Source organism: Actinomadura nitritigenes (genome assembly GCF_017573545.1).
GTDB lineage: Bacteria > Actinomycetota > Actinomycetes > Streptosporangiales > Streptosporangiaceae > Spirillospora > Spirillospora nitritigenes.
Genome location: NZ_JAGEOK010000022.1, coordinates 34,958 through 54,881, shown reverse-complemented (window position 1 = coordinate 54,881; position 19,924 = coordinate 34,958). Strand labels below are relative to the sequence as shown.

General features: G+C 73.5%; 18 protein-coding genes. 6 read left to right on the top strand and 12 right to left on the bottom strand.

What is annotated here, in order from left to right:
* The first annotated feature begins 23 nt into the window (after positions 1–23).
* Positions 24–599 (top strand): peroxiredoxin-like family protein, encoded by a 576-nt coding sequence (locus J4557_RS30690; protein ID WP_208270245.1) that lies wholly within the window; start codon positions 24–26, stop codon positions 597–599.
* Positions 596–1,372 carry a class I SAM-dependent methyltransferase gene (locus tag J4557_RS30685; protein WP_208270244.1) on the top strand — a complete coding sequence of 259 codons (777 nt, stop codon included), beginning with the start codon at positions 596–598 and terminating at the stop codon, positions 1,370–1,372. The genes J4557_RS30690 and J4557_RS30685 overlap by 4 nt, the downstream gene beginning before the upstream one ends.
* A 3-nt stretch (positions 1,373–1,375) precedes the next feature.
* Here the strand turns inward: J4557_RS30685 and J4557_RS30680 are convergent, their stop codons facing one another.
* The 7 genes from J4557_RS30680 to J4557_RS30650 all read right to left on the bottom strand — a co-directional run bounded on the left by J4557_RS30680 (position 1,376) and on the right by J4557_RS30650 (position 8,469).
* Entirely contained in the window at positions 1,376–2,356 is a 981-nt protein-coding gene (locus J4557_RS30680) for a quinone oxidoreductase family protein (RefSeq protein WP_208270243.1), read from the bottom strand.
* Complete coding sequence (locus J4557_RS30675; RefSeq protein WP_208270242.1) at positions 2,356–3,360, bottom strand: aldo/keto reductase; 1,005 nt, start codon at positions 3,358–3,360, stop codon at positions 2,356–2,358. The genes J4557_RS30680 and J4557_RS30675 overlap by 1 nt, the downstream gene beginning before the upstream one ends.
* Before the next feature lie 111 nt (positions 3,361–3,471).
* On the bottom strand, positions 3,472–4,332 hold the full coding sequence (locus J4557_RS30670; RefSeq protein WP_208270241.1) for a helix-turn-helix transcriptional regulator: 861 nt from the start codon (positions 4,330–4,332) through the stop codon (positions 3,472–3,474).
* A 69-nt stretch (positions 4,333–4,401) separates the two neighbouring features.
* Positions 4,402–5,613 (bottom strand): CaiB/BaiF CoA transferase family protein, encoded by a 1,212-nt coding sequence (locus J4557_RS30665; RefSeq protein ID WP_208270240.1) that lies wholly within the window; start codon positions 5,611–5,613, stop codon positions 4,402–4,404.
* Between the two features lie 5 nt (positions 5,614–5,618).
* Positions 5,619–6,794, bottom strand: coding sequence for an acyl-CoA dehydrogenase family protein (locus tag J4557_RS30660; RefSeq protein WP_208270239.1), 1,176 nt, complete (start codon positions 6,792–6,794; stop codon positions 5,619–5,621).
* A 55-nt stretch (positions 6,795–6,849) separates the two neighbouring features.
* The gene (locus J4557_RS30655; protein ID WP_208270238.1) at positions 6,850–7,638 is read right to left on the bottom strand and encodes an enoyl-CoA hydratase/isomerase family protein; all 789 of its coding nucleotides are present in this window, start codon (positions 7,636–7,638) and stop codon (positions 6,850–6,852) included.
* A 135-nt stretch (positions 7,639–7,773) separates the two neighbouring features.
* Positions 7,774–8,469, bottom strand: a complete 696-nt coding sequence (locus J4557_RS30650) for a GntR family transcriptional regulator (RefSeq protein WP_208270237.1) — start codon at positions 8,467–8,469, stop codon at positions 7,774–7,776.
* A 167-nt stretch (positions 8,470–8,636) separates the two neighbouring features.
* Between J4557_RS30650 and J4557_RS30645 the strand changes: the two genes are divergently transcribed.
* Positions 8,637–9,788, top strand: coding sequence for an acyl-CoA dehydrogenase family protein (locus J4557_RS30645; RefSeq protein ID WP_208270236.1), 1,152 nt, complete (start codon positions 8,637–8,639; stop codon positions 9,786–9,788).
* Between the two features lie 17 nt (positions 9,789–9,805).
* On the opposite strand, the gene glpK (J4557_RS30640) is transcribed toward J4557_RS30645, so the two are convergent.
* Together glpK (J4557_RS30640) and J4557_RS30635 are read right to left on the bottom strand one after the other, a co-directional pair.
* Positions 9,806–11,332, bottom strand: a complete 1,527-nt coding sequence (glpK, locus tag J4557_RS30640) for a glycerol kinase GlpK (RefSeq protein ID WP_208270235.1) — start codon at positions 11,330–11,332, stop codon at positions 9,806–9,808.
* 99 nt (positions 11,333–11,431) lie between these two features.
* Positions 11,432–12,199, bottom strand: coding sequence for an IclR family transcriptional regulator (locus tag J4557_RS30635; RefSeq protein ID WP_151594760.1), 768 nt, complete (start codon positions 12,197–12,199; stop codon positions 11,432–11,434).
* A 248-nt stretch (positions 12,200–12,447) separates the two neighbouring features.
* On the opposite strand from J4557_RS30635, the gene J4557_RS30630 reads away from it, so the two are divergent.
* From J4557_RS30630 to J4557_RS30620, 3 genes are all read left to right on the top strand, one after another.
* The gene (locus J4557_RS30630) at positions 12,448–13,272 is read left to right on the top strand and encodes an MIP/aquaporin family protein (protein WP_208270234.1); all 825 of its coding nucleotides are present in this window, start codon (positions 12,448–12,450) and stop codon (positions 13,270–13,272) included.
* Between the two features lie 155 nt (positions 13,273–13,427).
* Positions 13,428–14,945, top strand: a complete 1,518-nt coding sequence (gene glpK / locus J4557_RS30625; protein WP_208270233.1) for a glycerol kinase GlpK — start codon at positions 13,428–13,430, stop codon at positions 14,943–14,945.
* A gap of 94 nt (positions 14,946–15,039) precedes the next feature.
* Positions 15,040–16,704, top strand: a complete 1,665-nt coding sequence (locus J4557_RS30620) for a glycerol-3-phosphate dehydrogenase/oxidase (RefSeq protein ID WP_208270232.1) — start codon at positions 15,040–15,042, stop codon at positions 16,702–16,704.
* A 12-nt stretch (positions 16,705–16,716) separates the two neighbouring features.
* Here the strand turns inward: J4557_RS30620 and J4557_RS30615 are convergent, their stop codons facing one another.
* The 3 genes from J4557_RS30615 to J4557_RS30605 all read right to left on the bottom strand — a co-directional run bounded on the left by J4557_RS30615 (position 16,717) and on the right by J4557_RS30605 (position 19,824).
* The gene (locus J4557_RS30615; protein ID WP_208270231.1) at positions 16,717–17,529 is read right to left on the bottom strand and encodes an HTD2 family dehydratase; all 813 of its coding nucleotides are present in this window, start codon (positions 17,527–17,529) and stop codon (positions 16,717–16,719) included.
* 101 nt (positions 17,530–17,630) lie between these two features.
* Entirely contained in the window at positions 17,631–18,617 is a 987-nt protein-coding gene (locus J4557_RS30610; RefSeq protein WP_208270230.1) for an SDR family NAD(P)-dependent oxidoreductase, read from the bottom strand.
* Between the two features lie 34 nt (positions 18,618–18,651).
* The gene (locus J4557_RS30605; protein ID WP_208270229.1) at positions 18,652–19,824 is read right to left on the bottom strand and encodes an NADH:flavin oxidoreductase; all 1,173 of its coding nucleotides are present in this window, start codon (positions 19,822–19,824) and stop codon (positions 18,652–18,654) included.
* Positions 19,825–19,924 lie beyond the last annotated feature (100 nt).

The window sequence follows — 19,924 nt, the reverse complement described above, 5'->3', positions numbered from 1 at the left end:
CATACGCTTAAAAGGAGCGACGCATGCACCTAGTCCCCGGATCCGACGTCCCGGCCCGCGAGCTGACCCCCGTCGGCGGCCCGCCGGTCCCCGTCCCCGACCCCGCCCACCTCGTCCACCTGCAGTTCCGCCGGTTCGCGGGCTGCCCGATCTGCAACCTGCACCTGCGCTCGTTCGTCACCCGGCATGCCGAGATCGAGGCCGCCGGGATACGCGAGATCGTCGTGTTCCACTCCACCGAGGAGGAACTGCGCGAGCACGTCACCGGGCTCCCGTTCCCCGTCGTCGGGGACCCCCGCAAGCGCCTGTACGCCGAGTTCGGCGTCGAGTCCGCGCGCCGCGCGCTGCTCGACCCGCGCGTGTGGGGCCCGCTCCTCTGGTCCTCGGCCATCAAGACCTGGCGGGTGCTCCGGGGCCGCGAGCGCCCGCCGGCCGCCCGCCCGACCGGTGGCCGGCTGGGCCTGCCCGGCGACTTCCTGATCGGCGCGGACGGGCGGCTGCTCGCGGCGAAGTACGGCGAGCACGCCTACGACCAGTGGTCGGTCGACGAACTGCTCGCCCTGGCCGCCGAGGCGCCCGCCCCGGCACGGAAGGCATGACCGTGGAGACCCTCGACCGCGTCGCCGACGCCGCCCGCTACGAGGTGATCAGCGGCGGCTACGACGACGCCCTCTTCGCCGCCGCCGCCGTCCCTCCCGCCGGGCGCGTGCTCGACATCGGCTGCGGCTACGGCGCGACCTCGCGGCGCGCCGCACGGCTCGCCGCCCGAGGAAGCGTCCTCGGCAACGACATCGTGGAACCCCTGCTCGCCCAGGCCCGCGCGTTCGCCGAGGAGGAGGGCCTGGGCAACGTCGCGTTCGAGGCGGGCGACGCGCAGACGCATCCCTTCCCCCGCGGCGAGTTCGACGTCGCGATCAGCCGGTTCGGCATGATGTTCTTCCGCGACCCCGTGGCCGCCTTCGGCAACGTCCGCCGGGCCCTGAAGGCGGAGGGACGGCTGGTGTTCACGACCGTCGGCCCGCCCGACGGCAACGACCTGCCGGGCATCGTCGCGGCGGCCATGCCCCCGGCGCCGGCGGGCGGGCCCCCTTCCGACGTGCACTCGCTGTCCGACCCCGACCGGATCGCCGCCGTGCTCGGCGCGGCCGGGTTCGCCGCCGTCCGCTCCGAACCGGTCGAGACGTCCGTCGTCCTCGGACCGGACGCGGAGGCGGCCGCCTCGTTCCTCCTCGCCTGGGGCGCCTTCGGCGGTGCCTTGGACGAGGCCGCCGCCGGACGCGCGCGGGCCGCGCTGACCGACGCGGCCCGCCCGTTCGAGACGCCCGGCGGCGTCCGGTTGCGCGGCACCGCATGGCTGGTCACGGCGGTGTGAGCGTCAGCCGCGCACCGCGAGGACGAGCTTGCCGGTCGTGGCGCCGGACTCGATGCGCCGGTGCGCTTCGGCGGCCTGCTCCAGGGGCAGTTCCTCCACCTGCACCCGCAGGTCGCCGGAGGCCGCGGCGGCCACGGCGCGGCGCAGGCCCCGGCCCGCGTCGGCGGGGAACGCACCGGAGAACGCCGCGAGGTTGAACCCCGCCACGGACTTGTTGGTGAACCACAGCTCGTTCGCCGACACGCCCACGTCGTCCGCGCCGGACGCGTTGCCCATGACGATCATCCGGCCCATCGGGGCGAGGGCGTCGAGGCTGGTGCGGCGCGCCGGGCCGCCGACCATGTCCACCACGACGTCGAACCCGCGCCCGCCGGTCAGGTCCGCGACCCGGTCCGGCAGCTCGTCGCGGAGCACGACGTCGTCGTAGCCGAAGCCGCGCGCCGTCTCGATCTTCGCCGGGCCGCCGACGGTGCCGACCACGCGGCCCGCGCCGAGCTGCCGCGCCGCCTGCCCGAGCTGGCTGCCGACCCCTCCGGCGGCGGCGTGCACGAGCACGGTCTCGCCCGGCTCGATGCGCGCCGCCCGGTCCAGGACGAGGAACGCGGTCGTGCTGTTCGACGGGATCGCGGCGGCGACGTCCAGGCCGAGGCCGAGACCGTCCAGCGGCGCGACCAGGTCGGCGGAGGTGACGGCGACCTCGGCGTACCCGCCGCTGTCCACGATCGTCAGCGCGGCGACGGGCTGCCCGGGCCGCAGCCCCTCGACGTCGGGGCCGACCGCGCGGACGTGCCCGGACACCTCGATGCCGGGGACGAACGGCAGCGGCACGTCCACGACGCCCCGCCGGTACAGCACCTCGGCGAAGTTGGCGCCCGCGTAGGCGACGTCGATCGACACCTGCCCCGGCCCCGGCTCGGGGACCTTGATCTCGTCCACCCGCAGCACGTCGGCCTCGCCGAACGCGGGAATGGTGACGGCCTTCATCAGTAACGCCCTCCAACGGCCGCGGGAACGGCGTCCAGCTCGGCCAGGTCGGTCTCGGTGAGGTCCAGGTCGGCGGCGGCGGCGTTGTCGCGCAGGTACCGCTGCTTCTTGGTGCCGGGGATGGGGATGACGTGGTCGCCCTGCGCGAGCGTCCAGGCGATGGCGACCTGCGCCGGGGTGGCGCCGTGCCGCTCGGCGACCGCCTTGACGACGTCGACGATGCGCAGGTTCGCCTTCAGCGCCTCCTCCTGGAAGCGCGGGTTGGCGCCGCGGAAGTCGGTGTCCTCGAAGTCGGCTGCGGTGACGGTCCCGGTGAGGAACCCCCGGCCGAGCGGCGAGAACGGGACGAACGCCGCGCCGTTGGCGGCGCACCAGCCGACCACGTCGCCCGCCTCGCCGGCGCCCGAGACCGCGCCGGCGCCGGCGGCCTCCGTCCCCGGCTGCCCCAGCGCGTCGCGCGTCCACAGCGACAGCTCCGACTGGATCGCCGCCACCGGGTGGATCGCGTGCGCCTCGGCCGCCTGCGCGACGCTGACCTCCGACAGCCCCAGCCGCCGCACCTTGCCCTCGGCGACCAGCTCCGCCATCGCGCCCCAGGTGTCGGCCAGCGGCACGTCCGGGTCGACGCGGTGCAGGTAGTAGAGATCGATCACGTCGGTGTCCAGGCGGCGGAGGCTGTCCTCGGCGGACGCCTTGACGTGCTCCGGCCGCCCGTTCCGGACGATCTTCCGGGTGGCGAGCGACTCCACGACCAGGCCCGTCTTCGTGGCGAGCACCGCCTCGTCGCGGCGGCCGGCGAGCGCCCGCCCGACCAGCGTCTCGTTGTGGCCGTCGCCGTAGGGCTGCGCGGTGTCCAGGAACGTGACGCCCAGGTCGAGCGCCTCGCGGATCAGCGCCACCGACGCGTCGTCGTCGCGCTCGGACTCGGTGTAGGCCCAGCTCATCCCCATGCAGCCCAGCCCGACGGCGCCCACCGGCGTGCCCGCGAAATCGCGATTCCTCACGGTCGTTCCCCTTCCTCCGGTTCGTTCGGGAACGATCGTGGCGGATCGCCGGAGGGACAGGGAGACTCCGTTCATCCTGGGTGTGCCACCACCACCCTGGCGGACCGCGGGTCAGCTCGCCGCGGCCAGCCCGCGCCGCGCCATCAGCCGCTCCAGGCGTTCCATGGTCCCGGTGCCGGGCCGCGGGTTCTGCAGCACGAGGTCGGTGCCGGGGCGGTCGGCGAGCGGCAGCAGCGTCCCCTCGAAGATCATCTCGCCGGCCTCCGGGTGCCGGACCCCCTTGACCGCCTGCGTGGCGGCGCTCACGTCGTGCCGCGGCCACAGCTCGGCGAACTCCGGGCTGGCCGCGATCATGTCCTCGGCGATCCGGCCGAACTCGGGGTCGTCGGGATAGCGGGCCGCGTCCGCGCGGAACCGGGCGACGACGCCCGGGGCCGCCGCCGCCCACTCCAGGTGCATCTCCCGGTAGCGGGCGTTGGTGAAGAACGTCACCAGGCAGTTGTGGTCCACGTCGGAGAACCCGAACACCTCGCGGGCCGCGTCGTTGATGGCGATGAAGTTCCAGTGCCGGTCCCGGACGTAGGCGGGGCGCGGCGACCACGCGTCCAGCACCCGCCGCAGCTCCGGCGTGATCGGGACGGCGGGGCCGGCCTCGCGCCGCGGCGGGTTCAGCCCGGCCAGCAGGTACAGGTGCTCGCGCTCGGCGGCGTCGAGCCGGAGGGCGCGGGCGATGGCGTCCAGCACGTCGCCGGAGACCTTGATGTCGCGCCCCTGCTCCAGCCACGTGTACCAGGACACGCCGACCCCGGCGAGCACGGCGACCTCCTCGCGCCGCAGTCCCGGCGTCCGGCGCCGGCCCGCGTCGGGCATGCCGACGTCGGAGGGCGTGAGCCGGGCGCGGCGGGTGCGCAGGAAGTCGCGCATCTCCTCGCGACGGCGATCGGGGACGGGGGCGGGGGTCGTACTGGCCATGCCGCCACGATATCCGGCGGCCCGGCCCTGATCACCGGAGGCGGCGGCCGGTCAGGTGGCGGACGCCGGTCAGGGGGCGGGCGGGGGCTCCGCGTGCAGCCGCACGGTCCCGGACCCGCTCAGCCGGGCGATGGCCGCGTCGTCGCGTCCGAGTTCGCGCAGGACGGCCTCGGTGTGCTCGCCGAGCGCCGGGACGGGGTCCATGCGCGCCTCGACGTCGGCGAAGGTGATCGGCGGGCGGATCGCGCGGATGGGCCCGACCGGGGAACCGACCTCGCGCCAGCGGTCGCGCTCGGCGAGCTGCGGATGCGCGATCAGCCCGTGCCCGTCGTTCAGCGACGCGTTCGCGACGCCCGCCTCGTCCAGCCGCCGCATCAGCTCCTCGCGGTCCATCGACGAGGTGACGCCCGCGACGATCGCGTCCACCTTCTCGCGGTTGCGGACCCTCGCCTGGTTCGTGGCGTACTCCGGGTCGGTGACGAGGTCGGGACGGTCCAGGACGCCGTCGGCCATCGCCGCCCAGCCGCGGTCGTTCTGCACGCCGATGACGACGTCGACCCCGTCGGCGGTCGGATAGGCGTCGTACGGGGAGATCACCGGATGGCTCAGCCGGGTCCGCGGCGGCACCGAGCCCGTGTAGAGGGTCGTGTACATCGCCTGGCTCATCCATTCGGCGACCGCGTCGAACATCGTGACCTCGATCGCCGCGCCCTCGCCGGTGGTGCCGCGCCGGACGAGCGCCGCGAGCGTCCCGGAGAAGGCGTACATCCCGGCGGCGATGTCGGCCAGCGGCGAGCCCGCCTTCACCGGCGTCTCCGGGGTGCCCGTCACCGAGATCAAGCCCGCCTCGGCCTGCACGAGCATGTCGTAGGCGCGCTTGTCGCGGTACGGGCCGCGCGTCCCGTAGCCGGACATGTCGACGACGATGAGCCGGGGGTCGCGGGCGCGGAGGCCGTCCGCGCCGAAGCCGAGGCGGGCGGCGGCGCCGGGCGCGAGGTTCTGCAGGAACACGTCGGCGCCCGCGACCAGCTCGGCGAGGATCGCCCGGCCCTCGTCCCGCTTGAGGTCGAGCGCGACCGACTCCTTCGACCGGTTCAGCCACGCGAAGTGGGTGCCGAGCCCGCCGCGCACGTCGGCGTCGTAGGCGCGGGCGAAGTCGCCGCCGTCCACGCGCTCGACCTTGATGACGCGGGCGCCGAGGTCGGCGAGCTGCCGGGTGGCGAACGGCGCCGCGACCGCCTGCTCCAGCGCGACGACGGTGATGCCTTCGAGGGGGAGCATCCGCGTCAGCCCTCCAGCAGCCGGCGGCCGATGATCATCTTCTGGATGTCGGCGGTGCCCTCGCCGATCAGCAGCATCGGCGCCTCCCGGTAGAGGCGCTCGATCTCGTACTCCTTCGAGTAGGCGTAGCCGCCGTGGATGCGGAAGGCGTCCTCCACGACCTCCTTGCAGTACTCGCTGGCCAGGTACTTGGCCATGCCCGCCTCGAGGTCGTTGCGCTCGCCGGAGTCCTTGCGGCGCGCCGCCATCACCATCATCTGGTGCGCGGCCTCGACCTTCGTCGCCATCTCGGCGAGCCGGAACATGACCGCCTGGTGCTCGGCGATCGGCTTGCCGAACGTCTCGCGCCGCCGCGCGTAGTCCAGGGCCAGCTCGTAGGCGCGGCGGGCGACGCCGCAGCCGCGCGCGGCGACGTTGACGCGGCCGACCTCGACGCCGTCCATCATCTGGTAGAAGCCGCGGCCGGGCGTCCCGCCGAGGATCTGCGCGGCCGGGATCCGGTAGGAGTCGAAGACCAGCTCGGTCGTGTCGACGCCCTTGTACCCCATCTTCTCGATCTTCCCGGGGACGGTCAGGCCCGGCGCGACCTCCCCGAACCCGGGCGTCTTGTCGACCAGGAACGTCGTCATGCCGCGGTGGCCCGCGTCCGGGTCGGTCTTGACGAGCGTGGCGACGAGGTTCGCGGAACCGCCGTTGGTCAGCCACATCTTCTGGCCGTCGATCACGTAGTCGTCGCCGTCGGGCACGGCGCGGGTCTTGATCGCCGACACGTCCGAGCCGCAGCCCGGCTCCGACATCGAGAACGCGCCGCGGATCTCCCCGGTCGCCATCTTCGGCAGGTAGTGCGCCCGCTGCTCCGGCGTGCCGTGATGGGTGATCATCCAGGCGACGATGAAGTGCGTGTTGACGATGCCGGACACGCTCATCCAGCCGCGCGACAGCTCCTCCACCGCGAGCGCGTAGGTCAGCAGCGACTCGCCGAGCCCGCCGTGCTCCTCGCCGATCATCAGCCCGAACAGGCCGAGCCTCTTCATCCCGTCCACGATCTCCTGCGGGTACGCGTCCGCGTGCTCGAGCTCCGTGGCGACCGGGAGGATCTCCTTGTCGACGAAGGCCCGCACCGTCGCGACGATCTCCCGCTGCTCGTCGGTCAGCCCGTAGGTCTGCTGCAGCCTGCTCACGTTCCATTCCCTCCCGGATCACGCGCCTGTGCGACGTGGCCGCGGCGCCGGCGGCTCAGCGGCCCTCGAAGCGGGGGGCGCGGCGCTCGGCGAACGCGGCGCGGCCCTCGGCGAAGTCGGCGGTGCCGAACAGCGCGGCCTGCTCCTCCCGCTCGGCCTCCAGCAGCCGTTTCAGGCTGTGGTCGGCGCGCGCGAGGAGCCGCTTGGCGGCGGCGACCGCGAGCGGGGCGAGCGACGCCGCGCCGGCGGCCAGCTCCAGCGCCGCGTCCAGGGCACCGCCGGGCGGTGCGAGGGAGTCGGCGAGCCCGATCTCGAAGGCCCGCCGCGCGGGTACCGTCCGGCCGAACACGAGCATCTCCTTGGCGCGGCCCATCCCGACGCGCTGCGGGAGCGTCCACAGCAGCCCGCCGTCGGCGACCAGCCCGACCTTGCCGAACGCGGCGACGAACCGGGCGTCCTCGGCGGCCACCACGTGGTCGCAGGCGGCGGCGACGGACACGCCGAGCCCCGCGGCGGCGCCCTCGACGGCCGCGATCACCGGGGTTCCGCAGGTCGCGATGATCCGGACGGCCCGGTGCACCGGCGCCAGCCGCTCGCGGACCGCCTCGGCGTCCGCGCCCTCCATCGACCGCAGGTCGCCGCCCGCGCAGAAGGTGCCGCCCGCGCCGGTCAGCACGATCGCGCGGACGGCCGGGTCGTCGGCGGCGCGCCGCAGCTCCTCCAGGAGCCGCAGGCGCATCGGGATGTCGATCGCGTTGCGCGCGTCGGGGCGGTTCAGCGTCAGGACCCGGGTCGCGCCGTGGTCGGCGACCTCGACGACGTCGCCGGCGGGGCCGCCGGTCACGCGCCCGCCGCCGATCCCCGCGCCGGGGCGGGCACCGCTCCGGAGTCCCGGTCGTCCATCGAACCCTCCTCGCAATTTTTTATACGATATGGCGAGAGGGGCGCTCCGGGGAAGGGCGCGCCCGGGGGCGGCCCCTCAGGCCGTGGGGTCGGCCCAGAAGCCCTGCGCCTCCAGATGCACGACCAGCAGCGCTCCGGCGTGCCTGATGTGAGCCCGCATCGCACCGCGCGCGGCCTCGGGGTCCCCGGCCCGAAGCGCCGCCAGGATGAGCCGGTGGTCGTCGACGGAGGCCTGGCTCCAGCCCTGGATGCTGGAGTAGAAGCGGCGCGGCGCGTACCGCACCACCAGCTGGAGCAGCCAGGCCGTCTTGGGCGATGCGGCGCACAGGTTGACCACCCGGTGGAACTGGTGGTTGGCCCGCTCGATGCCCTCGGCGTCCGCGGCCTTGGACGCCCGCTCCAGCAGCCGCTGCGTCCGGTCGAGCGCCTCCAGCTCGTCCGGCGTGATCTTCTCGGCGGCGCGGGACGCCAGTTCCCCGGCGAAGTACGCCTGCGCCTCGAACAGGTCCTGGACGTCCTGGCGCGACAGCGGCGCCGGCATGAACCCCCGGCGCGGCTCCAGCGTCACGAAGCCCTCGCCGCGCAGCGACAGCAGCGCCTCGCGGACCGGGGTGACGCTGATCCCGAGATCGTCGGCGATCCGCTCCAGTCGCAGGAACTCCCCGTGCCTGACCTGGCCGGACATGATCAGCTCGCGGACGTAGGCGGCCACCTCGTCGCTGAGCTGGCGGCGCCTGCCGAGCGCCTGGCCGCCGGAAATCGCCACCGTCATCGTCTCCCCGTGCGCCTCGCGTGACCCCAACATTATGTAGGGGAGGACCGTCCCTGCTCGTGTCCGATCAGCCGCTCCCGACCTCCAGCAAGTTGACAGCCGTGATTTTCAAATCAAATATATGAAAAGGTGCCGGCCGGTGCCAGGGCCGGAGGAGGGCGGCAGCCGTGTTCACGCTGAACGACGAGGAGCGCGCCATCGTCGAGGTCGTCGCGGACTTCGTCGACCGGGAGGTCCGGCCGGTGGCCCGCGACCTCGAGCACGCGAACGCCTATCCCGAGCACCTGATCGCCCGCATGAAGGAGCTGGGCGTCTACGGGCTCGCCGTGCCCGAACCGTACGGCGAGTCCGCGGTCTCCAAGGCCTGCTACGCCCTCGTCACCGAGGAACTGGCGCGCGGCTGGATGTCGCTCGCGGGAGCGTTCGGCGGGCACACGGTCGTCTCGCACCTGCTCGCGGTCTTCGGGACCGAGGAGCAGAAGCGCCGGTACCTGCCCCGGATGGCGACCGGCGAGCTGCGCGCCACGATGGCGCTGACCGAGCCGTCCGGGGGCTCCGACCTCCAGGCGATGACCACGGCCGCGCGCCGCGAGGGCGACCGCTACGTGATCGACGGCGCGAAGATGTGGATCACGAACGCGCGCACGTCCGGCCTGATCGCGCTGCTGTGCAAGACCGACCCGGACGCCCGGCCCCGCCACCGCGGCATCAGCGTCCTGCTCGTCGAGAAGGGGCCGGGCCTGACGGTCTCCCGCGATCTGCCGAAGCTCGGCTACAAGGGCGTGGAGAGCTGCGAGCTGTCGTTCGACGGCTACGAGGCGCCACTGGACGCGGTCCTCGGCGGCGAGGAGGGCCGCGGGTTCGCGCAGATGATGCGCGGCCTGGAGGTCGGCCGGATCCAGGTCGCGGCGCGCGCGCTCGGCGTGGCCCGGGCCGCGCTGGAGGACTCCGTCCGCTACGCCCAGGAGCGCGAGGCGTTCGGCAAGCCGATCTGGAAGCACCAGTCGGTCGGCAACTACCTCGCCGACATGGCGACCGAGCTGCGCGCGGCACGGCTGCTCACCCTGGACGCCGCCGGACGGCTGGACGCCGGCGAGCGCTGCGACATGGAGGCGGGCATGGCCAAGCTCTACGCCTCCGAGGCGGCGATGCGGATCGCCCTCAACGCCGTCCGGATCCACGGCGCGGCGGGCTACTCCACCGAGTTCGACATCGAGCGCTACTTCCGGGACGCCCCGCTGATGATCGTCGGCGAGGGGACCAACGAGATCCAGCGCAACGTGATCGTCAAGCAGCTGGTCGAGCGGAACCGCGTCTGACGCAGGCGCGGGCCGGGTCAGGGCGCGTCGCCGGGCTCCTCGCCGGCCCGGATCCAGTCGAAGGTGCGTTCCACGGCGCGCCTCCAGTTGTCGTACTCGTGGTCGCGGCGGCTTGACTCCATGGCGGGGACCCAGCGGGCCGCGCGGTGCCAGTTCCGCCGCAGCCCCTCCAGGCCCGCCCAGTAGCCGACCGCCAGCCCGGCGGCGTACGCGGCGCCGAGCGAGACGGTCTCGACCACCATCGGCCGCGCCACCGGCACGTTCAGCATGTCGGCGACCATCTGCATCAGCAGGTTGTCGGAGGTCATGCCGCCGTCGGCCTTCAGCTCCCGGAGGCTGAGCCCGGAGTCCCGGTTCATCGCGTCCACGACCTCGCGGGTCTGCCAGCCGGTCGCCTCCAGCACCGCCCGCGCCAGATGGCCCTTGGTGATGTAGGAGGTCAGGCCGACGATGATGCCGCGGGCCTCGCTCCGCCAGTGCGGGGCGAACAGCCCGGAGAACGCCGGCACGATGTAGCAGCCGCCGTTGTCGGTCACGGTGCGGGCGAGCGTCTCGATCTCCGGCGCGGTGGTGATCAGCCCGAGCCCGTCGCGGAACCACTGGACGAGCGCGCCGGTGATCGCGATCGAGCCCTCCAGCGCGTACACCGCCGGCTCGTCGCCGATCTTGTAGCCGACGGTGGTGAGCAGCCCGTTCTCCGACCGCACCGGCTTGGTCCCGGTGTTCATCAGCAGGAACGCGCCGGTCCCGTAGGTGCACTTGGTCTCGCCGGGCGCGAAGCACGTCTGGCCGAACAGCGCGGCCTGCTGGTCGCCGAGCGCGGCGCCGACCCGCACCCCGGGGAACACCCGGCGGGCCGTCCCGTAGGTCTCGGTGGACGACCTGATCTCCGGCAGCATCGCCCGCGGCACCCCGAAGAACGCCAGCAGGTCGTCGTCCCAGGACAGCGTGTGCAGGTCCATCAGCAGGGTGCGGCTGGCGTTGGTGACGTCGGTGACGTGCACGCCGCCGTCGACGCCGCCGCTGAGGTTCCAGATCAGCCAGCTCTCCATGGTGCCGAACAGCACCTCGCCGCGCTCGGCGCGCTCGCGCAGGCCGGGCGTGTGGTCGAGCAGCCAGCGGATGCGCGGCGCGGAGAAGTAGGTGGCGAGCGGCAGCCCGCTGCGCTCGGTGACGATCGCGGCGCCGGGCGCGCGGCCCAGCTCGTCGACCAGCGGGCCGGTCCGCATGTCCTGCCAGACGATGGCGCGGCCGATCGGGACGCCGGTGAGCCGGTCCCACAGCACGGTGGTCTCGCGCTGGTTGGCGATGCCGACGGCCGCGACCTGGTTCGCCGTCACGCCCGCCTGGGCGAGCGCCTCCGGCGCGATCCGCTCCAGGTTGCGCCAGATCTCCATCGGGTCGTGTTCGACCCAGCCCGGCCGCGGGAAGTGCTGCCGGTGCTCGCGCTGCGCCACCGACACCAGCCGGCCGCCGTGGTCGAACAGGATGCACCGGGTCGAGGTGGTGCCCTGGTCGATCGACATCACGTAGCGTTCGGTCACGTTGCGCCCTCTCCCCCGCCGTGCCCCTTCCTCGTCCCGCGCTCCCGCCGCCCGCCGGCCCGGGCGGCCGTCCGTCCCGTCACGGGGGGTCTCCGCGCGTCACCACCGCGAGCCGCCGAGGTCCCGGGAGACGGCGCGGGCCGCGTCGCGCACGAACGCCACCAGCCGGGGCTCGGGGACGCGGCCGGTGTCGCAGATCCGCTCGACCGCCCCGGAGATGCCGATGGCCCCGACGACGAGTCCCCCGTACCCGCGGATCGGGGCGGCGATGCCCGCCTCGCCGATGGACAGCTCCTCGACCTCGGCCGCCCAGCCGTTCTCCCGGACCCGGGTGGCGGCCCGTGCGAGCAGGCGCGGATCGGTGATCGTCCGGCGGCAGTAGGACTCCAGCTCGGTGTCGCGGATCGACGCCGCCGCGTTGGCGTCGTGCGCCAGCAGCGCCTTGCCGAGGGCGGTGGCGTGCAGCGGCAGCAGCGACCCGACGTCCAGCGCCTGGAGGGTGTCGTCGGGCCGGAACACGTGGTGGACGACCAGGACCTTCCCGTCGAGCAGGGTGCCGATGCGGACGGCCTCGCCGCTGCGCGAGGCCAGCGCGTCCGCCCAGTTGATCGCCCGGGAGCGCAGCTCGTTGACGTCCAGGTAGCTGGTGCCGAGGTGGAGCAGGGCGGCGCCGAGCTGGTACTTTCCGGTGCCGCCGTCCTGCTCGACGAAGCCGACCCGCTCCAGGGTGCGCAGGATGCCGTGCGCGGTGCCGCGGGCGAGCCCGAGCGAGCTGGCGATCTCACCGACCCCGAGCCGGCCGGAGCTGGCCGCGAGCAGCCGCAGGATCGCGGCGGCCCGCTCGATCGACTGCACAGGTCCGGGCATGAACCCGATGCTAGTTCTCGGGTTGAGGTGCCGACAATGTCGGCACCTGTCGTCATCACCGCCGTTTCCGTCCCGAGCTGCCCGGATTCTGTGATCTGGTGCACAGGGGGGAGGGTAACCGGCACCGGGCGGCGGGGAAAGTGTTCGACATTGTCGGCAGCCTTCCGTTGTTTCCGGGTCATCCGCGTCTTACGTTCTGGCCAGCCTCATGGGGCTTTGCGTCCACCCCCGCAGCCGAGGAGACAGACATGGCGGAACGCCGGAAATTCCCATCCCTGGCCGGTGAGCTCGCCGCCGAGTTCGCCGGGACGATGATCCTGATCCTGTTCGGGGTCGGCGTCGTCGCGCAGGTCGCCGGGGCGAACATCGGCGACCACGACAGCATCGCCTGGGCCTGGGGGCTCGGCGTCACGCTCGGCGTCTACGTCGCCGCGCGGATCAGCGGCGCCCACCTCAACCCCGCGGTCACGGTCGCGCTGGCCGCGTTCAAGGAGTTCTCCTGGCGGAAGGTGGCGCCCTACATCGCCGCCCAGACCGCCGGGGCGTTCATCGCGGCGCTGATCGTCCGATGGAACTACAGCGAGATCCTGGCCAAGGTCGACCCCGGCCACACCATCAAGACCCAGGGCGTCTTCTCGACGCTGCCGGGCAACGGGACCCTGCCCGTCGGCACCTGGGGCGCGTTCCGCGACCAGGTCATCGGCACCGCCATCCTGCTGTTCGTCATCAAGGCGCTGACCGACGTGCGCAACTCGCCGCCGCTGGCCAACCTCGGCCCCTTCCTGATCGGGCTGCTGGTCGTGGCGATCGGGATGGCGTTCGGCTCGGACGCCGGCTACGCGATCAACCCGGCGCGCGACTTCGGGCCCCGGCTCGCGGAGTTCATCACCGGCTACGGCGGCGCCTGGAAGGACCAGCACGGGGACCTGTACTTCTGGGTGCCGATCGTCGCCCCGCTCATCGGCGGCGTGCTCGGCGCCGGGCTGTACAAGCTGCTGATCGGCTGGTTCCTGCCGTCCGACGACGTGGAGCCGGACGTCGCGAAGCCCGAGCCCGAGTACGAAGCCGCATGAGCGAAGCGAACCGGGGGGCGTGGGGGGTCGTCCCCCCACAGGCAACCCGCATGAGCAAAGCGAACCGGGGGGCGCGGGGGGTCGTCCCCCGCAGGCAACCCGCATGATCGGCTTCCGTCCCCGTCCGCAGGCCCTTTCCACTGGAGATTCCGCACATGGCTGACTTCGTCGGAGCGCTCGACCAGGGCACCACGAGCACCCGGTTCATGATCTTCGATCACGGCGGCAACGAGATCGCCCGCCACCAGCTCGAGCACGAGCAGATCCTGCCGCAGGCCGGCTGGGTCGAGCACAACCCCACCGAGATCTGGGAGCGCACCCGCGCGGTCGTCCAGAGCACGCTGAACAAGGCGAACCTCAGCCACACCGACCTCGCGGCGTTCGGCATCACCAACCAGCGGGAGACGACACTGGTGTGGGACCGCCGCACCGGGCGGCCCTACTTCAACGCGATCGTCTGGCAGGACACCCGCACCGACCGCATCGCCTCGGCGCTGGAGCGGGAGGGCAAGGGCGACGTCATCCGCCGGAAGGCCGGGCTCCCGCCGGCGACCTACTTCTCCGGCGGCAAGATCCAGTGGATCCTGGAGAACGTCGACGGGGTCCGGGAGGCGGCCGAGCGGGGCGACGCGATCTTCGGGACGACCGACAGCTGGGTGCTGTGGAACCTGACCGGCGGGACGGACGGCGGCGTGCACGTCACCGACGTCACCAACGCCAGCCGCACCATGCTGATGGACCTGGAGACCCTCGACTGGGACGACGAGCTGCTGTCGTTCTTCGGCATCCCGCGCGCGATGCTGCCGGAGATCAGGCCGTCGTCGACGTCCGACGCCTACGGGCTGACGCGCCCGGACGGCCCGCTCGGCGGGGAGGTCCCGCTGACCGGCATCCTCGGCGACCAGCAGGCCGCGACGGTCGGCCAGGTGTGCTTCTCGCCCGGCGAGGCCAAGAACACCTACGGCACCGGCAACTTCCTGCTGCTCAACACGGGCAACGAGCTGGTGCGGTCGAAGAACGGGCTGCTGACCACGGTCTGCTACAAGTTCGGCGACCACCCGGTGGTGTACGCGCTGGAGGGCTCGATCGCGGTGACCGGGTCGGCGGTGCAGTGGCTGCGCGACCAGCTCGGCATCATCTCCGGCGCCGCCCAGAGCGAGGCCCTCGCCCGGCAGGTCGAGGACAACGGCGGCGTGTACTTCGTCCCCGCGTTCTCCGGGCTGTTCGCCCCCTACTGGAGGTCGGACGCGCGCGGCGCGATCGTCGGGCTGTCGCGGTTCAACACCAACGCCCACCTGGCCCGCGCCACCCTCGAATCGATCTGCTACCAGTCGCGGGACGTCGTGGAGGCCATGCGCGAGGACTCCGGCGTGGCCCTCGACACGCTCAAGGTCGACGGCGGGATCACCGCCAACGAGCTGTGCATGCAGATGCAGGCCGACATCCTCGGCGTCCCGGTGTCGCGCCCCGTCGTCGCCGAGACCACCGCCCTCGGCGCCGCCTACGCCGCCGGCCTCGCCGTCGGCTTCTGGAACACCACCGACGAGCTGCGCCGGAACTGGAACGAGGACAAGCGCTGGCTGCCCACCTGGAGCGACGAGCAGCGCGAGAAGGGCTACGCCGGCTGGAAGAAGGCCGTCAACCGAACCCTCGACTGGGTCGACGTCGACTAGACCCGGCCGGGACACCGCGCGCGGCGGGGCCGGGACACCGGCGCCGGCCCCGCCCGCACCATCCTGACCGATCACCCCTCATCGGGAGCATGCAGTGACATCCGTAGCCCTCGGCCCTCGGTACCGCGAGGACACCCTGCGCGACCTGGCCGAGACCGAGTTCGACGTCCTGGTCGTCGGCGGCGGCATCGTCGGCGCCGGCGCCGCGCTCGACGCGATCTCCCGGGGCCTGACCGTCGCCCTGGTGGAGGCCCGCGACTGGGCGGCCGGCACCTCCAGCCGCTCCAGCAAGCTGATCCACGGCGGGCTCCGCTACCTGGAGCAGCGCGACTTCGGCCTGGTCCGCGAGGCGCTGCGGGAGCGTGCCCTGCTGCTGCAGCGGCTCGCGCCGCACCTGGTGCGGCCCGTCCAGTTCCTGTACCCGCTGCGCAACCGGGTGTGGGAGCGGGCGTACGTCAGCGCCGGGGTGACCCTCTACGACACGATGGGCGGCGCCCGGTCGCTGCCCCGGCACCGGCAGCTCACCCGGCGCGGCGCGCTGCGGGAGGCGCCGGCCCTGCGCGCGGACGCGCTCGTCGGCGCGATCCAGTACTACGACGCGCAGGTGGACGACGCCCGCTACACGATGATGGTCGCCCGCACCGCCGCCCAGTACGGCGCCAGGGTCGCCACGCGTACCGAGGTGACCGGGTTCCTGCGCGAGGGCGAGCGGGTCACCGGCGCGCACGTCGTGGACCTGGAGGGCGGGCGGGAGATCACCGTCCGCGCCCGCCGGGTGGTCTGCGCGACGGGCGTGTGGACGGACGGCGCGCAGGCGATGACCGGGGCGCGGGCGACGTTCGCGGTGCGCGCGTCCAAGGGCGTCCACCTGGTGGTGCCGCGCGACCGGATCCCGATGGACACCGGGCTGATCACCCGGACCGAGCGCAGCGTGCTGTTCATCATCCCGTGGGGCCGGCACTGGCTGGTCGGCACGACCGACACCCCGCACGACGAGGGCCCGGACGAGCCGGTCGCCGACCACACCGACATCGGCTACCTGCTGGAGCGGGTGAACGCGGTGCTGCGCACGCCGCTGACCATGGACGACGTCGAGGGCGTGTACGCGGGGCTGCGCCCTCTGCTGTCGGGCGAGATGGACGACACAGCGCGCCTGTCCCGCGAGCACGCCGTCGCGGAGCCGGTGCCGGGGCTGGTCGTCGTCACGGGCGGCAAGTTCACCACCTACCGGGTCATGGCGCGCGACGCGGTCGACGTGGTCGCCGAGGGCCTGGACGAGTCGGTGCCCGCGTCGGTCACCGGGCGGCTGCCGATCCTCGGCGCGGTCGGCTTCGAGGTGCTGTGGAACGAGCGGCGCCGGCTCGCCGCCCGCTCCGGGCTGCACGTCGCGCGGATCGAGCACCTGCTGCGCCGGTACGGGTCGTGCGCGCAGGACGTCCTCGACCTGGTGGCCGCCGAACCGGAGCTCGGCGCGCCGATCCCCGGCGCGGAGGACTACCTGTGCGCCGAGGCCGTCTACGCGGTGACGCACGAGGGCGCGCTGCACCTGGAGGACGTCCTCGCGCGGCGGCTCCGCGTGTCGATCGAGGAGTGGGACGGCGGCCTCGCCGCGGCGGCGCACGTCGCCGGGCTCCTCGCGCCCCGGCTGGGCTGGAGCCGCGAGGACGCCGCCGACGAGGTCAAGCGGTACGTGCTGCAGATCAGGACGGAGCGCCGCGACGGGCCGGCCGTCGTGGAGCCGCCCGTGACGGCCGCCTAGGGGCGTCGTCCTTCAGGCGGTGGAGAACGTCGCGGTCATCGCGGTGACGCCGCCGGGCGCCTCGATCGACAGCTCCCCGTCCGGCGAGCCGGCCGCGACGAAGGGCTGCCGCGCGTAGACGGGCCTGCGGGCGCGGAACGACAGCCCGTTCACCTTCAGGCCCGCCCGGCGCGGCAGTTCGAGGCACAGGATCGCCAGCAGCGGCCCGTGCACGACGAGCCCGCCGTGCCCCTCGACCTCGGTCGCGTAGGTCTCGTCGTAGTGGATGCGGTGGGCGTTGTAGGTGAGCGCGCTGAACCGGAACAGCAGCACCGGGTCGGCGGTCACCGGCAGCGTCCACGGCGCCTTCGTGTCCGGCGCCGCGAAGGACACCTCCGGCGGGCGGGACGCCGTGTCGCCGCTGCGGTAGACGAGGTCCTGCTCCTCGACCGCGATCTCGGCGCCGTCCCGCAGGAACGTGTGGCGGACGGTCACGAACAGCATCTCGCCGCTGCGTCCCTGCTTGACGGCCGTGGAGGCCAGTTCGGTGCGGCGCGTGACGGTGTCGCCGGCGCGCAGCGGCTCGCGGACGCGGAACCGGCCGCCGGCGAACATGCGCCGCCGGTCGGGGATCGGCGGCAGGAAGTGCCCGGCGAGCGGATGACCGTCCGGGCCGAGTTCGTGCTGCGCGGGCCGTTCGAGGAAGTGCAGCCAGTGCCACAGCGGCGGCAGCTCCTCCCCCGGCGGCTCGACGTCGAGCACTCCCGCCAGCGCGGCGGACGGCGCCGCGCCGATCGCCTCGGCCGTCTCCACCGGTTCCGGCGACCAGCCGCCCACGTCGATCATCGCCACACCCCTCGGCCGTCGGTCGTCCCCCAGGGATTATGCCGACGGGCGGGGACGGTGCCGGGCCTGGCCCCCGCACCGGACGGCCGGTGCGGCGGCGCCTACTCCGCGAAGGCGTCGACGCCGGTCAGCTCGGCCGAGTACGCCCACAGCCGCGCGGCCTCGCCGGGGTCGGTCGCGTAGGGCCGGACGCCCACGGGCGCGGGCGCGCCGGCCTTCCGGCCGCGCACCTCCGGCATGTCGGCCGGGGTGGGCTCGGCGATGTCGCAGTCCATGCAGTAGACGCCGCCCATTCCGTCCAGCCGCGGCGACGTCGCCGCCCACACCGCGGTCGCGGCGCCCTGCTCCGGGGTCTTGAAGCCCTGGGCGATCTCGTTGCCGTCCTCGTCGATCCACCCGTACGCGATCTTGTCCTCCTTCGGGATGTGGCGCTGCAGCGGCGTGAGGATGCTGCCCGGGTGGAGGGAGAACGCGCGCACGGCGTCCTTCGCCAGGGCGTCCAGGTGCACGGCGAACAGCACGTTGGCGGTCTTCGCCTGCCCGTACGCCTCCCACCGGTCGTAGCCGCGCGTGAAGTGCGGGTCGTCCCAGCGCATCCGGGAGAAGTGGTGCCCCTGCGAGGAGACGGCGACGACGCGGGCGCCGGGCCTGACCGCCGGCCACAGCCGGTTCACCAGCGCGTAGTGGCCGAGGTGGTTGGTCGCGAACTGCGCCTCCCAGCCCGGCCCGACCCGGGTCTCCGGGCAGGCCATGACCGCCGCGTTGCCGATGATCATGTCGATGCCGCGTCCGGACTCGAGGAAGCGGTCGGCGAAGCCGCGCACGCTCTCCAGGTCCGCGAGGTCCAGCTCGTCCACCTCGACGTCGCCGACGCCCTCGAGCGCCTCCTTCGCCGCCGCCGGACGCCGCGCCGGCACCACGACGCGCGCGCCGGCCTCGGCCAGGGCGCGGGTCGTCTCCAACCCCAGGCCGGAGTAGCCGCCGGTCACGACGGCCAGCCTCCCGGACAGGTCGACGCCCGCCAGGACCTCGCGCGCCGTGCTCTCGAACCCGAAACCCGAACCGATCCCGTGCTGCGGAGTGATCATGCACATCACGGTACGAGTTCGAGCGCGCTCCAGGTCAAGCCGGGCCCTCCGCCGGGATCTCGGGGCAGTGCGTGCCGGTGTAGATCGTCGGCATGCAGCGGTTGCAGTGGATGCACAGCGACCGCGTCGAGGGGTCCTCCGCGATCCTGTTCACGAGGTCGGGCTCGCGCAGCAGCGCGCGTCCCATCGCGACGAACTGGAAGCCCTCCGCCATCGCCCTGTCCATGGTCTCGCGGTTGGTGACGCCGCCGAGCAGGATCAGCGGGAGGTCCAGCTCGGCGCGGAACCGGCGGGCGTGTTCGAGGAGGTACGCCTCCTGGTAGGGGTAGGCGCGCAGGAACCTCGTGCCGGACATCCGGATGCCCGCCCGCAGCGGCTGCTTGAAGTTGGCGGCGAACTCGCGGACCGGCGCCTCGCCGCGGAACAGGTACATCGGGTTCAGCAGGGAGCTGCCCGCCGTCAGCTCCAGCGCGTCGATGGTGCCCTCCTCCTGCAGCCAGCGCGCCACCTGGAGGCTGTCGTCGACCTCCAGCCCGCCCGGCACGCCGTCCCGCATGTTGATCTTCGCGGTGACGGCGATCCGGTCGCCGACCTCCTCGCGCACCGCCCGGGCGATGCCGAGCGCGACCCTGGCGCGGTTCTCGATCGGCCCGCCGTAGGCGTCGTCGCGCTTGTTCAGCCGCGGGCTGAGGAACGAGCTGGCGAGGTAGTTGTGCCCGAAGTGGATCTCGACCGCGTCGAAGCCCGCCTCGATCGCCAGCCGCGCCGCGGCGGCATGGGCGCGGGTGACCCGCTCGATGTCCTCGGCCGTCGCCGCCTTGGTGAAGCGCATCCCGAGCGGGTTGAAGAACCGCCCGGCCGACAGTCCCCGCATCCCGTTGGAGCTCGCGTCGGCGACCGGCCCGGCGTGCCCGATCTGCGCGGCCGCGGCCGCGCCCTCGGCGTGCACGGCGTCGGTGAGGCGCCGCAGCCCGGGAACGGCCTCGGGCCGCATGTGGATCTGCCGCCGCTCGGTGCGGCCCTCGGGGGCGACCGCGCAGTAGGCGACGGTCGTCATCGCCACTCCCCCGGCGGCGGGCCGCCGGTGGTACTCGATCAGGTCGTCGGTGACGAGGGCGTCCGGCGTCATGCCCTCGAACGTGGCGGCCTTGATGACACGGTTCCGCAGGGTGACGGGCCCGAGCTTCGCGCTCTCGAAGACGTCCACAACGACCTCCGGTCAGAAGGATCCGTTCAAGCTCGGCCACGGCTCGCGGGCAGGCACGCGCAGCGAGCGCAGCGCCTGCCCGTCGGCCGTAACCGGGGGT

What these genes read in the sequence shown, in the direction of transcription:
- J4557_RS30680 (WP_208270243.1), bottom strand. Translation starts at nt 2,356, where the DNA reads ATGAAGGCCGTCACCATTCCCGCGTTCGGCGAGGCCGACGTGCTGCGG.
- J4557_RS30610 (WP_208270230.1), bottom strand. Translation starts at nt 18,617, where the DNA reads ATGATCACTCCGCAGCACGGGATCGGTTCGGGTTTCGGGTTCGAGAGC.
- J4557_RS30630 (WP_208270234.1), top strand. Translation starts at nt 12,448, where the DNA reads ATGGCGGAACGCCGGAAATTCCCATCCCTGGCCGGTGAGCTCGCCGCC.
- J4557_RS30690 (WP_208270245.1), top strand. Translation starts at nt 24, where the DNA reads ATGCACCTAGTCCCCGGATCCGACGTCCCGGCCCGCGAGCTGACCCCC.
- J4557_RS30650 (WP_208270237.1), bottom strand. Translation starts at nt 8,469, where the DNA reads ATGACGGTGGCGATTTCCGGCGGCCAGGCGCTCGGCAGGCGCCGCCAG.
- J4557_RS30685 (WP_208270244.1), top strand. Translation starts at nt 596, where the DNA reads ATGACCGTGGAGACCCTCGACCGCGTCGCCGACGCCGCCCGCTACGAG.
- J4557_RS30665 (WP_208270240.1), bottom strand. Translation starts at nt 5,613, where the DNA reads ATGCTCCCCCTCGAAGGCATCACCGTCGTCGCGCTGGAGCAGGCGGTC.
- J4557_RS30635 (WP_151594760.1), bottom strand. Translation starts at nt 12,199, where the DNA reads ATGCCCGGACCTGTGCAGTCGATCGAGCGGGCCGCCGCGATCCTGCGG.
- J4557_RS30670 (WP_208270241.1), bottom strand. Translation starts at nt 4,332, where the DNA reads ATGGCCAGTACGACCCCCGCCCCCGTCCCCGATCGCCGTCGCGAGGAG.
- J4557_RS30615 (WP_208270231.1), bottom strand. Translation starts at nt 17,529, where the DNA reads ATGATCGACGTGGGCGGCTGGTCGCCGGAACCGGTGGAGACGGCCGAG.
- glpK (WP_208270233.1), top strand. Translation starts at nt 13,428, where the DNA reads ATGGCTGACTTCGTCGGAGCGCTCGACCAGGGCACCACGAGCACCCGG.